The sequence below is a fragment of the Phytobacter sp. genome (genome assembly GCF_059074235.1).
Map to the genome: position 1 here is coordinate 989,291 of NZ_JCACPZ010000004.1, position 12,695 is coordinate 1,001,985.

Here is a 12,695-nt window from a genome sequence, read left to right on the forward strand (position 1 = left end):
TATCCAGACGGGCTAGCCCTGTCTGGACTCCGCAACAGAACAGGGCGCAACCGGAAAACCTTGCGCGATGAGCTGCACGAACGCCACAGAATCAACCGCCGGAGAAAAATAGAATCCCTGGAAAACGGTACAGCCATACTCTTTCATCATTGACCATTGCTGTTCGGTTTCAATCCCTTCGGCGACCACTTCGAGTTCAAGTTCGCTTCCCATCCGCGCAATATTTCTCACAATCACGTCGCCTTTTTCATTCTCGCTGGCACTGGCAATAAAGCTGCGGTCAATTTTTATCTGCTCCAGTGGCAACCCGCGTAAGGTACTTAATGAAGAGAACCCTGTACCAAAATCGTCGAGGGAGAATCTGAATCCTACCGCCGCCAGTTCGTTCATGCGGGCGGCGACGGCCTCGGGTTCTGACACGAAAACACTTTCCGTTAGCTCCAGATGGACCAGGTTACACGGAATATTGTCGGCATAAACCCGCTGAAGAAGTTTGCGAACGAAGCCAGGCTGCATCAGGTGGTCGGCGGTAATATTGATGGAAATCGTTAAATGGCGTGTATCTGCGCTGGACTGCCATTTGAGCAGGTCGCTAAATGCGTGTGTTATCACCCATTCGCCGATCATCGGCATCAGTCCTGCCTCCTGCGCATCGGGAATAAAGGCAGATGGCGGTATTAACCCTGAGGAGGGGTGGTTCCAGCGAATCAGTGCTTCAGCCCCCATCACCTTCCCTTCGGCGTTCACCAGTGGCTGGTACATAAGAGTAAATTGCTCATTATACAAAGCATGCTGAATAGCTTTGGCTCTCATCGCTCTGCGAGAAAAATCGGTATGCATGGCAACAATGCCACCAAACAGGAATAGCGTTGCGAGGACAGGATTCAGCCATGCACTGACAACGCGAAATTTTCGCGAAACGGGGTTATCGATCGAAAATGCACCGTAACTACTGCAGTAAAAAATAAAGGCGACCAGGCTTAATAAAATAATGACGGCCTGTAAGCGCGAACGATCCTGCTGATAATTCATGTATCCCACAAGGGCAATGACGGGCAGGTAAAGATGGGTAGTCCTCTGAATGGAACTATCGGGCACATCGTACCGATAGCAAAAAATAACCACAAAAAGTAAGCAAGCAATCTGGGCAAGCATTAATCCAGTGGAAAAGTTGCCATTGACGGCAAGGCGCCAGCAGGGAAAGACCACAACAGCCAGAATAAGCAAAGAGAGGACAAGTTCCCACTCTTGCAAGGAAATGAAAAATGCCAGCCATCCCAAACAAACCACAACGCCGGTATAAGCCGCAACACGGCAAAGAAAAGCAAGATGTTCAGCAGCAGGAACCATTACGGGATAGCTACGACGCATTGTGTGAACACTCCTTTCGCCCTAAAAATTTCAATATAAAACCATCATCTATAAACTACCAGCCGACGAATATGACAGTTCAGTTAAAACGGCATTGTTGTGCGTGAATGAAACGGTAAAGCTTATTATCACCCATGCACCACAAACAAATGTCAGGATACGTTACGCGACAATGTAATTCACCCAGTAGAATATTAGCATGTGAAGCTTCTTCAAAAAAAGTTTTGTACTTAATTCGTGCTTTAATGCAGTGATGAGTAAAACTCAGCCTCTCGCTCGAATATTCGGAAATTCCTTAGAATAACCACTATCGAACCAGGATAAATCGCAAAGCCTTTCCCGATTAGAATTGCTTTTGCAGAGTGTCTATGTTTTGATCAAGCAATGGATAAGAGGTTGTTGTCTTTTTGATTGGCATGGATGTTTATGTTCAGAAGAAAATTTCATCTCCGCACGCTAATGCTGGCGCTCTCCGTTGGCGGAATTTTGATCACTTCTTTGTTACTTCTCAGTGCGTTAACACTGTTTCAAAAAAGCAATATCGAAGACAGCCTGCTGGAAAGCAACCTCGCCTATGCCCGAAAACTTGCAGACACCACTGACCGCTATCTGATGACGGCGCAAAGAGAACTTGCATACAGTGCCAGTTTGATTAACAGCTTTGATAACATCACGCAATTAAAGCAGGAAGCAAACCGCTTAAGGTTACAGTCTGGTTTCTTCAACTCTGTGGTAGTAGTTAGTGCAGATGCCATTATTACCGCTGCCTCGCCAGAAAGTTTGGGGTTAATTGGGGTGAAAGTGGAGTCCCAGACCAGTGAGCAAGCTATCAAAGCTAAAAAAGCATTTATCTCGGAGCCCTTTATTTCTGCTGCCGGGAATTATGTGGTACTCGTTTCTCAACCTATATTCAGCAAAAGTGGAAAATACCTTGGTTATTTAGGCGGTACTATTTATCTGAAAAAAGAAGGCATACTCAGTGAGATCCTCACTATGCATTTTTACGATAATAAAACCGACGTTAGTATCGTAAGTAGCCACGGGAAGATCATCTTCAATAAAGATACGACGCTGGTCAGTAAAAATTTCAAGCCGGGTGTCATACTCAAAGAGAAATTAACCACTACGCGCAGTGGTTTTTTTTACGATAGCGACGTTAACTCTGGTGAGTTGGTCGGTTATGCGAGTATGAATCAGGCCAACTGGAAAGTGATCATCTCCGGTGCTCCAGATAGCGTGTCGCGCATTTTATCGCAAACCATGATTAATGCATTCTGGTTCACGTTGGCGATTATTGTTCTGACCGCAGCAACGGTAACCTTCTTTTCAGCAAGAATATCTTTCCCGCTCGAAAGACTGGTGGAGTTCGCCAGAGAAGAGGACAGCGAAATCACGCTGAAGAAACTCTCCAAAATTAACGCCTGGTATAATGAAGCCGACCGACTGAGAGAGGCGGTCATGATCCATCTGCAAATGATGACTCGCAGAGTAAACAAACTCAGCGACGAAGCCATGACCGATCCTCTAACCGGACTCTATAACCGCAAAGGGTTCGATGTGCTGGTCAAACGGCATCCCACAACAGATGAGCGAAGCATCATTGCCATCGATGTTGACCATTTCAAAAAGATTAATGATAGGTATGGGCACACCGCTGGTGACGCCGTGCTCGTTGCATTAAGCACCCGATTAAAAAATGTGTGCGTTGAAGACGAAATTCTCTGCCGTTTTGGCGGTGAGGAATTTGTTGTCTTTCTGCCGGACACCTCACTCAGTAAGGCAGCTGCGGCAGCTGAACTAATGCGTTCAAATATTGATGATGAAGATTTCCCCTATACGGGTAACGTGACGATCTCGTTGGGCGTGGCCAGCGTCAGCGAAAACGGCAACGACATCAATCTGGCATTGCAGCAGGCCGATGAGGCGCTTTACGAAGCTAAAAGGACCGGAAGGAATAAGGTTGTCGTCAGTCCAGCCCTGGAGTCATAAACGCGTTATCAGCGAGAATTGACTTAACCTTACGATGGCTGGGTGCTAGCGTATACTGACCTCCTGACTTTGCACAGAATGCAAAAATGATGACACCAGGCTTTGCCGAATATCTCGCTGTTTTCGCCGACGTAGTGCGTGCAGGCAGTTTCTCCGCTGCGTCCCGGCTTCGCGCTCAAACCCCCTCGGCGGTAGTGCGTCAAATCGATGCACTTGAGCAATCACTGGGCACCACACTTTTTATTCGCTCCACCCGTTCCCTGCGACTGACGGATGCCGGGCAAAAACTATACCAGCGCACCCTGCGTCTGCTGGATGAACTCGCGGATGTGCATGCTGAGGTCTCTGCATTTGATATCGCTGTTGCAGGTACGCTACGTATCGCCTGCCTGCCCTCTTTTGGTAAACGCTATGTGCTGCCCATTATCGCAGCCCTGGAAACTGAACATCCGGCATTGCGCACTGAACTGGATTTGACCGAACGCCTTTACGATCCGATTACGGAACGGCTTGATGTGATGGTTCGCATGGGTGACTTGCCCGATAGCACACTAATCGCCAGCACCCTCGCCCCGCTAAAGCGACTGCTGGTCGCCAGCCCCGCTTATCTGGCACGTGCAGGCATACCTGTATCCGTGCCCGATCTTGCCCGCCATCGACTCATCGATAAACTGCACGGCGCCGACTTACTTGGCTGGAAAGATTTACCGGGCTTTTCAGCCGGGGCAGCGGAAAGCGCAGGGGTATTTTTCCGTTGCGATGATTTTGAAGCCCTGCGTAGCGCGGCTCTTTCAGCAATGGGAATCGCTTTTTTGCCCACCTGGATGGTGGGTCAGGATGTGCAGGCAGGTACACTCGTACGCCTGAACATTGAGGGCGAGTGCTGGAATAACACTGCATCATGCATTCATCTTCTTCGTTCACAACCGCAACCAGGGGCAAAAGTTCGTGTCTTTATCGAGGCACTGCGTCAGGCGGTGGGTAGCCCACCTATTTGGGAACCCTGACGCCTTAATTTTGCATTTTTAGCAAAGATGTTGCGCTGAAAACGGCGTTATCACCGCCGCAAGATGCAGATAAAGTGATGACAACCACCTCATACGGGAATGTTGTCATCATGATTATCTCCACACATCAACGCGCCCCGCTCACCTCCACCACAGTATTTCTGATGGCAGTGGCCTGCGCGTTTGCCGTTTCAACCCTTTACTATAATCAACCTTTACTCGCCAGCATTGGCGCGACCTTCGATCGAAGTGATGCTGAAGTGGGGCAGATCGCCATGCTTACCCAGTTAGGATACGCCAGCGGATTACTCTTGCTGGTACCGCTGGGTGACCGGGTCGATCGTAAACAGCTGATCCTCACCCTCCTGTTGCTCAACATGGCGAGCCTACTGGCGGTGGCGCTTGCCCCAGGATTTGGCCCATTAAAACTGGCGAGTTTCGCAGTGGGTATCAGCGCCGTCACCGCGCAAATCATTATTCCGGTCATTTCTGGTCTGGCCTCGCCGCAAACACGTGGGCGGGTTGTGGGCACATTGCTGAGTGGACTCTCCGCGGGGCTGTTATTTGCCCGTACGTTAAGTGGATTTATCGGCACCTGGGGTGGCTGGCGGATGATGTTTTTCCTCGCCGTCGCCATTGATGTCGTGGTAATCGTCGTAGTGATCGCCCGGTTACCCCAGACCGAACGTACGACAACGCTGGCGTATCCGGCATTGCTTACCTCGCTATGGTCACTGATACGCAATGAGCCGGTGCTACGAGCCGCGTGTGTCACCGGTTTTTTAATGTTCGCAGCCTTCTCAGCATTGTGGTCCACCCTTGCGATGCTGATGTCGCGACCGCCTTACCATTTTGGTCCCGATGCGGTGGGTGCTTTTGGCTTCGTGGGTATTGCCGGATTACTCGCTTCGCCGCTGATTGGCCGCCTGGTCGATCGCGTAGGATCAGGCCTCATGCTGCTCGCAGGAGCACTGCTCCTGAGCGTTGCGTTTGTGTTGGTCGGTTTGAGCGCCGTACACCTCGGGTTGCTGATAGCGGCAATGGCCTTAATTGATATTGGCAACCGGGCCGGGCTGGTGGCGAATCAGAGCCGCATCACCGCGCTAAGTGCCACCGCCCGTAGCCGTTTGAATACCTTATTTATGACCAGCTATTTTCTCGGTGGTGCCACGGGTACTGCCGTTGCGGCCAGCATGGGGCTGGCACGGCCTTGCATTAACCGGAGGATTGTTTGCGCTCGCCGCACTCTGCGCCCATCTTTTAATGACGCCTTGCACCGTCATTCCATCGAATACGCATGCCTGACATTTCGGTGCTCGCGTGAAGAACATCAAGACTGGCGACCATGTGGCGGCCTTGATCCCTGGAGGTGGCTACGCACAATATTGTGTAGCCGATGAGAGTAATGCTTTACCACTCCCGCCGGGATTGAGTCTGATTGAAGCCGCCGCCCTGCCCGAAACCTTCATGACCGTCTGGCTGAATATGTTCGAGCGTGGCCTGTTCAAAGCTGGCGACATTATCCTGATTCACGGCGGTGCCTCCGGGATTGGCACCACCGCAACCATGTTGGCAAAAGCTTTCTGCGCGGGGAAAATCATCACAACGGTGGGGTCTGAAGCCCATCAACAGGCCAGCCTGAAGCTGGGGGCTGACGTTGCCATCCTCTATAAAGAGGAGGATTTTGTCGATGCCACGCATCAGGCCACTGACGGTCACGGTGCCGATATTATTCTCGACATTGTTGCCGGGGACTATGTCGCACGGAACTATGCGGCGGCGGCAATGAATGGACGCATTGTGCAGATCGGCGTAATCGGTGGCGTGGCAAAAGAGGTGGATCTGTTCCCGATGCTCAGTAAACGGCTGACCCATATTGGCTCAACCCTGCGCTCCCGCACACCAGCGGAGAAAGCTTCACTGATTAAGTCATTGAATGATAACGTCTGGCCACTGATTGAAACCGGTGCAGTGAAGCCGCAAGTATTTAAAACGTTCCCTTTGGAGAAAGCCAGCGACGCGCATCGATTGATGGATGCCAGTGGGCATATTGGCAAGGTGGTACTCGTTGTCAGCGAAACGATTCGCTGCGCGAACATGAGGTAAGTTTAAGAGGCACAAGGAAATATGCGCACAAAGACACCTGATTTCGAACAAATAATATACTTCGCATTTTCCTTAGGTCTCTAATGCTATAATCATCTAACAGCAAAAACGTTTATCGTCTACATTTCAACCAAACGGCAACATTCGCATAATTCTTATCTACCTGATTTCATTACGCTCTTCTTTTCAAAATTGATCTAAATGTCATGTCATTAAAGACAGTATTGACAGAGTCATAAAAATGACTAAATTAGATATTAACAGCACGTTACTTTAATTCGCTGTTGATACAGAAGATGTTTAAGTTGCTCTTTAATTATTCTGCGATAAAGGCCACGAAGTATTTTTGTATGGGTTAGTTACGTCGAGAAAAAACAGCTTCTCACGCAACAATGCTTTCAGGCCACGTAGTAAATCACGACAATCGCAGAGGGTGTGGACTAACGCGCGATGATGTAAGGCCATGATTTTAAGTTTATTGTTGCGACTGGGTTGAGTTAGCGTCAGGTAATGAACACCGCAACAGCAGTCAGGTTACGCATCAAAGAGTTTATATCGCGCCGGGAGATGTACTTGTTTGTCCGCTGTATTTTCAGCACCAACGAAACCAGCGGAGTGTTTAACGGATAACTAATGGGAGGAATTTTTTTATTTTTTCAGTACCCAATATTATCAGTGATAAACGCGTACATTTAAGGTTGTACAAATAGCAGTACGAACCGATTAAGTGTATTAATGTTAAACAATGTGTTAATCGTAACGTAAAAAGCCCTGACGAATATCGTTGGGGCTTTTTTATTGGTGTAGCAAACGTACTGATATTAAAGGATCTCTTTCTTACTTGCGCGACGTCTGCACGATCCGCTGCTTTATTCTCCTCTTTTGAGGAAGAACTTAGCCCTCGATATAAACCAGCTGATATCCTTCGCCATCCGGGCGTAAATGCGCAAAACCGGGCTTCGCGAAGTGCATACCGGCAACCAGCCATTGCTGCTCGCTTACCTGAGCCATGATGCGCTTGCGCGTCTTCGCGGCCAGCACCGGATCGCAATCAAACTCGATAGAGACAAGGGGCTGTTCCGTCTGGATATGCGGAAAATGCACAATATCGCCCCAAATCATCAGACTGCTTTTAGCAGAATCGATGCGAAACCCAGTGTGCCCGGGTGTATGGCCCGGCAACCATACAGGGGTAATTCCCTCAATAGTTTCATCCTCACGAAGATAATAGAGCCGCTCTTCATACGCTTCCAGCGTGGACCGTGCGAGAAGAAAGTTGCGTTTTCTGCGCTCGATGGCGAGCGCCATCATCGTGTCATCTTTCCAGTACGCAGCCTCCAGAGGATGAATATAGAGCCGTGCATTGTTAAATATCGGGCGTCCGTCGGTGTCCAGTAACCCGCCAAGATGGTCGGGATGGCCGTGCGTGAGAAGTACAGAATCAACCTCTTGCGATTGAACACCAACGGTAGAAAGCGTCTCTCGCAACTGCCCACCTGCGTTATTTAAGCCACCGGTTCCCGCATCAATCAGAATGGTTCGCCCCCGGCCGCGAATCAAATAACCGTGGATATGAATATTACCCGGATCATTGATGCCCGCACGATGCTGAATGTTGTGAGCCTCAGTCATTTCAATACCACTGAGCAGTTCAAGACTGGCGGCCATATTACCGTCGCTAAGGGCTGTAACCTGAAAATCGCCAATCTGGCAGGAAGTAAACGCGGGTAGAGGCATAGGTCGCACCTTATTTAAACAGCGGAACGCTGTGACTTGATGTTTTATCATGCTACCCGCTGTTAAAGCGGCTAAATATCGATATTATTTCATCAATCAGTGATATTTAGTCACTAAATCCAAGACAAATCGCATGTAAGAAGGTATCACAATGCGCAGAAAACTCCCCAGCAGTGCCTCCTTACAAGCCTTCGAAGCCGCGGCAAGACACGGCAATTTTGCCCGAGCAGCGGAGGAGCTTTCGCTGACAGAAGGGGCCATCAGTCGCCAGATTGCACGCCTGGAAGCCCTGCTCAATTGCAAACTGTTTGATCGAACAGGCAGCCGGGTACAGCTCAACCCGAACGGCGCACGTTACGCATACCGGGTTCGCGAAACGCTTGAACGACTTGACCGGGACACCCAGTATCTGACGGGGAGCCCTCAGGGCAGCCGTAGTCTGGAAATTGCTGCGCCGCCAACCTTCGCCAGCCGCTGGCTGATCCCTCGCCTGGTCAGTTTCAGGCAAATACACCCGGATATCATGCTGAACATTGCCGTCCGGACTGATCCGTTCATTTTGACTGGCAGTGGGTTTGATGCCGCCGTCCATTTTGACCACCCGGCCTGGGCGGGTATGCGTATCATTTCCCTTTTCCATGAAAGACTGGTGCCGGTTTGCCATCCGGATCTGCTGAGCAATAACGACACCGCGGCTCTGTTGAACAACCTGCCACGTATTCATCGCCGTCAGACGCCGGAAGCCTGGCATGGCTATGCGCGGGAGACGGGAATCCGGTTGGATAACCCGGCTATGGGTGTACGTTATGACCTTCATGAAATGGCTATTGCGGCCGCCCTGTCAGGGCAAGGTGTGGCCCTCGTACCGCAGGTATATGTCGCCAGCGAACTGCGCAACGGTGCACTGATCGCTCCCTGGCCCGTTGCTAATAGCTTGAATAAACACTTTTGCCTGGTGAAATCCGCACAGACCGGCGTCAACGAAACTGCGTTGACGGTCTTCGAAGACTGGTTAAAGGAAACTGCGAGTTATGAAATATGATTGACCTTCTCTCTGAATACTCATCGCTGGTTGGCAGCAATGGTTTCTCCATCAACCAGTGCGGATCCCGGACTGGCATTCCCGGCAGTCACTTTAGAATCAATTTCAGGTTTAGGGTAACAGCCAGATTTCTCTGGGAGACAGAAGCATCAGCATGTGTCTGAACCACCTTGAGCATCTCATCAAGTCGCTCGGTGCCACATAGAGGACATCAAACAGGGTAAGAACGCCGACTACGTCCAGTTCTACGGCTATGCACTCAGTACTCTTGATCGCACGATGGCTTCATTTGAGGATTAATATTTTAAATAGCGGGATGGTGATATGTTTTTTCATATCATCTTTATGTTAATTTCAAAGATAAAGTTCACAATGGAGAGAGAGAAAATGAGTACTAGCCATGTGCATGCTATATCATCGGTGATCAGAAATCATAATGGATTTGTTAACAGCATCACTGAAAATATCAAAAGCGACATTCCAGCATTCATTAATAACAGCACGATAAATAATGTAATCCATGCTAAATACGATGGCGAATCATTAGAGGTGAAGTTACTGCCTTTTAATTTAACTCTGACGACATCGGATAATTATAAAGCAACTCTGGTTAATGACATTATCAATACTTACAAGGTAATAGAGTTCAACATCTCAGACAGAGATAACTTCAATATTTTTAATTTGTACATCGACATGGAGGGTGGGATTAGTTTTCCAAATCCTGGAGACAATTTCGTCGACTACCATGAGGAAAAAGAACTCCTTGTTCGGCACATCACCGAGTCATTATTTGAACAACTCTTAAACAAAGAGATTATCACACCAAATGTTTTATAACTAACCTGGGTTGAATCTATCAACCCTGTTTGAAGTCTATTGTAATTTCTTACTGTAATGACTATTACTCTTGATAATGCTTGCGACGAAATCAGGATGAAAGTGCCGGTAATTAAGAATATCTTCCGGCATTTTCATGTATTGGTTATTAGAATCCGTTGTGGTTACAAAGCAGCAATGAACGCCGCGTACGACAATCCAAACCATAAAGGCTGCATTACCTTTCGGCTGCGGTCTGTCTGCTTTACTGCTTCAGCAGCTCTTACCGCATGTAAAACAGTCTATTTAAGATTGAGCAACTGCACGGCCTGCAAGCCCATCAGTTGCCAGGTGAAGATATGACTAACATCGCGGTGTGTTAATCAACGATGAGCAACCCAATGGATTTTACTGGTTTTATTTGTCCAACTGAACGATATTAAATATTCACATTGCAGGTAAACGCAAAAGAACATTTCAAGTTTGTCGGTCGTTACCTCAGCATTTCTTAAGGAGAGGTTATGAAATCAGTAGAGGAATCAATTAATGATTTGCAGTGTCGTGCTTTAGCATATGAAATAATTTTTCAGTCCATATGCTCAGATCTGCCTCAATTATTCATAGATAAAGCTATAGAAAACATAGAGTTTAACTTCAAAAAATTTGAATCTAGTACGCAATCAGAATCAGGAAAAGCAAAACTAGAAGCAGCAAAAGCCGTTGCCTCCAGAATTATGGGAGCGAAGATCTAACAATCACTTAAGTTTGATCTTGATGCAGAATTTGGTGACGTTATCTCTTCGCCCTGATGATCATTCTCAAAAGAGTCGATTAGTAGCATTTACAATGCTCTTCTGGGGATGAGAGTCGGTAATGGAGGTGACAGCTTTAATCGTCTCGATTCGTTCGACCGACTGCGTATTGAAGGATACTAAGACGTTTTTCGTCATCTTACCTACAACTGGCTTACACGGGTGTGCTTATCTTTCGAGCATTCGATGCCTGGCGGCGATTGAGCAGCAATACACTGTTTCAACGGTTTGGTGTATAGGGGCTGGGAATCGAAAGAAATGGTACCCTACAGGATTCGAACATAAGCAATAATCACCTGATAAATATGATTTAAAATGTGTTCGATAAAATTTATACCAACGTTTATACCAACATTATGTTTTGTATCATTTATTGCAGGAATGGGGATGGCGGAAAACACATCTGCCAAGTAGCCCCATCCTGCATCCATTTACGTAAAAAACAATCACCAATCGAAATGCTCTACTCCAGGCAACACATCACCAGCCGCATCGAAATGGATGGAGGTGATCGCATACTGATGGCACAGCGCCAGGACCAATCTACGACACGCTTTCGACATACCAAGTCGTTTCAACCGGAGCACCGGGTGTTGCCAGGCGTTGAGCCGAAGTAAATATCCCGTTCCCGTGAAATGTATCCACTCCGCATCACTGTATTCAGACTGATCATGTGACAATTGATAAAACCGTTCGTTGTCCTGGTCCGTTATGTGCGCAGTGCTGCACTGTATGCCGGTAAAGATACAGTGCAGCGGAAGTGCTGGAGTCATTAGCGTCATCCCCTGCCCTCCTTAATGTCTGGTTTTGCATAAGCTACTTTTAGCCCCGTCGCGTAACTTGCCCGCAAAACTTCCAGTGTGGTTAAAAACGGCGACTGTTCCAGCCATGCGAATCTATGCCTGTTGATACGCACCAGTTCATATCGTTCAACCAGAAAATTCACCGCATCGACTAAGGCAACGCCTGCCTCAATATGCTCACTGATAACATTGCCATCATGAAAAGGTGTGTCATCCAGAGTAAGCCCGTAGTGTTTATTCAGCAGATAAGTGAGTAATGTCTGCCATACCTGCTCGGGAGACAGACATGGTGAAACCGGCACCGTAACCGGCGAAGTTAACTGTTTCATACGTGATCCTTAATGAGTAATTTCAGGAGGAATGATGTGTCGGTATGCCGTAAAGCTTTTGGGCAACGATGAACTCGTTATTACTGATTTCGAACCAGATCCAGATATCGGAAACAGGTGTTCCGGCGGGAAAGTGGATAAAAGGCTCACTGATGTTCAGCGTACCTTCTTCTTCGGCTACGGCAATATTTCTCAGCTCGAGCCATAAATCATTCAAGCGTTCAATGGGGACTGGCATATCTGCCACCTTTATTCTGGCTGTGGAGCCGGATAAATTGAGGCGTAGACATAGCCACAACTTCCTAGTGTATCGGCCTCGCAAACAAGACCTTCATTTTCGAGTCTAATGACATGAGCGTTATGCGGGTCCAGGTCGCCAGAACGCAGTGCCGCTTCCATAAGCCCGACAAACATCGGAAAACTGCGATCGAGCATTTGTAACTGAGTTGGTGAGAACGTTCCATAGAGACCGGCACGGTCCCCAAGGTAATGCAGTACATATCCTTCCTGTACCAGACGGGCACCAAAACATGGCGTGACATCACGCCGAAGTCCCCATCGATGGGGAGCGGTTGTAGTCATACTGTTTTCTCTCTTGATAATTGAATGAGGACAGGGGGCTGGCTGTAATGTTGCAAAGGCCAATGGTTATCAGACGTTTACGTGGGATGAGTGAGTGG

At 48.2% G+C, this 12,695-nt stretch carries 12 protein-coding genes and 1 pseudogene; 7 read left to right on the forward strand and 6 right to left on the reverse strand.

Annotation, left to right across the window (positions count from 1 at the left end; genetic code table 11):
* Nucleotides 1–12: 12 nt before the first annotated feature.
* Nucleotides 13–1,371, reverse strand: coding sequence for a putative bifunctional diguanylate cyclase/phosphodiesterase (locus AC5JPW_RS08725; RefSeq protein ID WP_494239620.1), 1,359 nt, complete (start codon nt 1,369–1,371; stop codon nt 13–15).
* Between the two features lie 426 nt (nt 1,372–1,797).
* Between AC5JPW_RS08725 and AC5JPW_RS08730 the strand changes: the two genes are divergently transcribed.
* The 4 genes and pseudogenes from AC5JPW_RS08730 to AC5JPW_RS08745 all read left to right on the forward strand — a co-directional run.
* Nucleotides 1,798–3,360: a sensor domain-containing diguanylate cyclase gene (locus tag AC5JPW_RS08730; protein WP_494239622.1), complete on the forward strand. Its 1,563-nt coding sequence runs from the start codon at nt 1,798–1,800 to the stop codon at nt 3,358–3,360.
* 86 nt (nt 3,361–3,446) lie between these two features.
* Nucleotides 3,447–4,367, forward strand: a complete 921-nt coding sequence (locus AC5JPW_RS08735; RefSeq protein WP_494239624.1) for a LysR family transcriptional regulator — start codon at nt 3,447–3,449, stop codon at nt 4,365–4,367.
* A 164-nt stretch (nt 4,368–4,531) separates the two neighbouring features.
* Nucleotides 4,532–5,767 carry an MFS transporter gene (locus tag AC5JPW_RS08740; RefSeq protein ID WP_494241175.1) on the forward strand — a complete coding sequence of 412 codons (1,236 nt, stop codon included), beginning with the start codon at nt 4,532–4,534 and terminating at the stop codon, nt 5,765–5,767.
* Nucleotides 5,682–6,473, forward strand: a pseudogene (locus tag AC5JPW_RS08745) (NAD(P)H-quinone oxidoreductase); the annotation flags it as partial. The gene AC5JPW_RS08740 and the pseudogene AC5JPW_RS08745, both read left to right, overlap by 86 nt.
* A gap of 894 nt (nt 6,474–7,367) precedes the next feature.
* On the opposite strand, the gene AC5JPW_RS08750 reads toward AC5JPW_RS08745, so the two are convergent.
* Nucleotides 7,368–8,210, reverse strand: coding sequence for an MBL fold metallo-hydrolase (locus AC5JPW_RS08750; protein WP_494239625.1), 843 nt, complete (start codon nt 8,208–8,210; stop codon nt 7,368–7,370).
* Between the two features lie 151 nt (nt 8,211–8,361).
* Between AC5JPW_RS08750 and AC5JPW_RS08755 the strand changes: the two genes are divergently transcribed.
* From AC5JPW_RS08755 to AC5JPW_RS08765, 3 genes are all read left to right on the forward strand, one after another.
* On the forward strand, nt 8,362–9,252 hold the full coding sequence (locus AC5JPW_RS08755; protein ID WP_494239627.1) for a LysR substrate-binding domain-containing protein: 891 nt from the start codon (nt 8,362–8,364) through the stop codon (nt 9,250–9,252).
* Nucleotides 9,253–9,639: 387 nt separating this feature from the next.
* Nucleotides 9,640–10,092 (forward strand): hypothetical protein, encoded by a 453-nt coding sequence (locus AC5JPW_RS08760; RefSeq protein ID WP_494239629.1) that lies wholly within the window; start codon nt 9,640–9,642, stop codon nt 10,090–10,092.
* Nucleotides 10,093–10,592: 500 nt separating this feature from the next.
* Complete coding sequence (locus AC5JPW_RS08765) at nt 10,593–10,823, forward strand: hypothetical protein (protein ID WP_494239630.1); 231 nt, start codon at nt 10,593–10,595, stop codon at nt 10,821–10,823.
* 506 nt (nt 10,824–11,329) lie between these two features.
* Here AC5JPW_RS08765 and AC5JPW_RS08770 read toward each other — a convergent pair.
* Genes AC5JPW_RS08770 through AC5JPW_RS08785 form a run of 4 tightly spaced genes read right to left on the reverse strand, consistent with a single transcriptional unit; the run spans nt 11,330 to nt 12,597 of the window.
* Nucleotides 11,330–11,665, reverse strand: a complete 336-nt coding sequence (locus AC5JPW_RS08770; RefSeq protein ID WP_494239632.1) for a DUF5983 family protein — start codon at nt 11,663–11,665, stop codon at nt 11,330–11,332.
* A complete protein-coding gene (locus tag AC5JPW_RS08775; protein WP_494239633.1) occupies nt 11,662–12,015 on the reverse strand; it encodes a TA system toxin CbtA family protein in 354 nt (117 codons plus the stop codon). The genes AC5JPW_RS08770 and AC5JPW_RS08775 overlap by 4 nt, the downstream gene beginning before the upstream one ends.
* 22 nt (nt 12,016–12,037) lie before the next feature.
* Nucleotides 12,038–12,253, reverse strand: a complete 216-nt coding sequence (locus AC5JPW_RS08780) for a hypothetical protein (RefSeq protein WP_436873407.1) — start codon at nt 12,251–12,253, stop codon at nt 12,038–12,040.
* Nucleotides 12,254–12,264: 11 nt separating this feature from the next.
* The gene (locus AC5JPW_RS08785; protein WP_494239635.1) at nt 12,265–12,597 is read right to left on the reverse strand and encodes a type IV toxin-antitoxin system YeeU family antitoxin; all 333 of its coding nucleotides are present in this window, start codon (nt 12,595–12,597) and stop codon (nt 12,265–12,267) included.
* Nucleotides 12,598–12,695: the final 98 nt, after the last annotated feature.

Bases quoted from the DNA above. Each gene is read 5' to 3' on its own strand.
- AC5JPW_RS08780 (WP_436873407.1), bottom strand. From the start codon at position 12,253: ATGCCAGTCCCCATTGAACGCTTGAATGATTTATGGCTCGAGCTGAGA.
- AC5JPW_RS08725 (WP_494239620.1), bottom strand. From the start codon at position 1,371: ATGCGTCGTAGCTATCCCGTAATGGTTCCTGCTGCTGAACATCTTGCT.
- AC5JPW_RS08765 (WP_494239630.1), top strand. From the start codon at position 10,593: ATGAAATCAGTAGAGGAATCAATTAATGATTTGCAGTGTCGTGCTTTA.
- AC5JPW_RS08755 (WP_494239627.1), top strand. From the start codon at position 8,362: ATGCGCAGAAAACTCCCCAGCAGTGCCTCCTTACAAGCCTTCGAAGCC.
- AC5JPW_RS08785 (WP_494239635.1), bottom strand. From the start codon at position 12,597: ATGACTACAACCGCTCCCCATCGATGGGGACTTCGGCGTGATGTCACG.
- AC5JPW_RS08740 (WP_494241175.1), top strand. From the start codon at position 4,532: ATGGCAGTGGCCTGCGCGTTTGCCGTTTCAACCCTTTACTATAATCAA.
- AC5JPW_RS08775 (WP_494239633.1), bottom strand. From the start codon at position 12,015: ATGAAACAGTTAACTTCGCCGGTTACGGTGCCGGTTTCACCATGTCTG.
- AC5JPW_RS08770 (WP_494239632.1), bottom strand. From the start codon at position 11,665: ATGACGCTAATGACTCCAGCACTTCCGCTGCACTGTATCTTTACCGGC.
- AC5JPW_RS08760 (WP_494239629.1), top strand. From the start codon at position 9,640: ATGAGTACTAGCCATGTGCATGCTATATCATCGGTGATCAGAAATCAT.
- AC5JPW_RS08730 (WP_494239622.1), top strand. From the start codon at position 1,798: ATGTTCAGAAGAAAATTTCATCTCCGCACGCTAATGCTGGCGCTCTCC.
- AC5JPW_RS08750 (WP_494239625.1), bottom strand. From the start codon at position 8,210: ATGCCTCTACCCGCGTTTACTTCCTGCCAGATTGGCGATTTTCAGGTT.
- AC5JPW_RS08735 (WP_494239624.1), top strand. From the start codon at position 3,447: ATGATGACACCAGGCTTTGCCGAATATCTCGCTGTTTTCGCCGACGTA.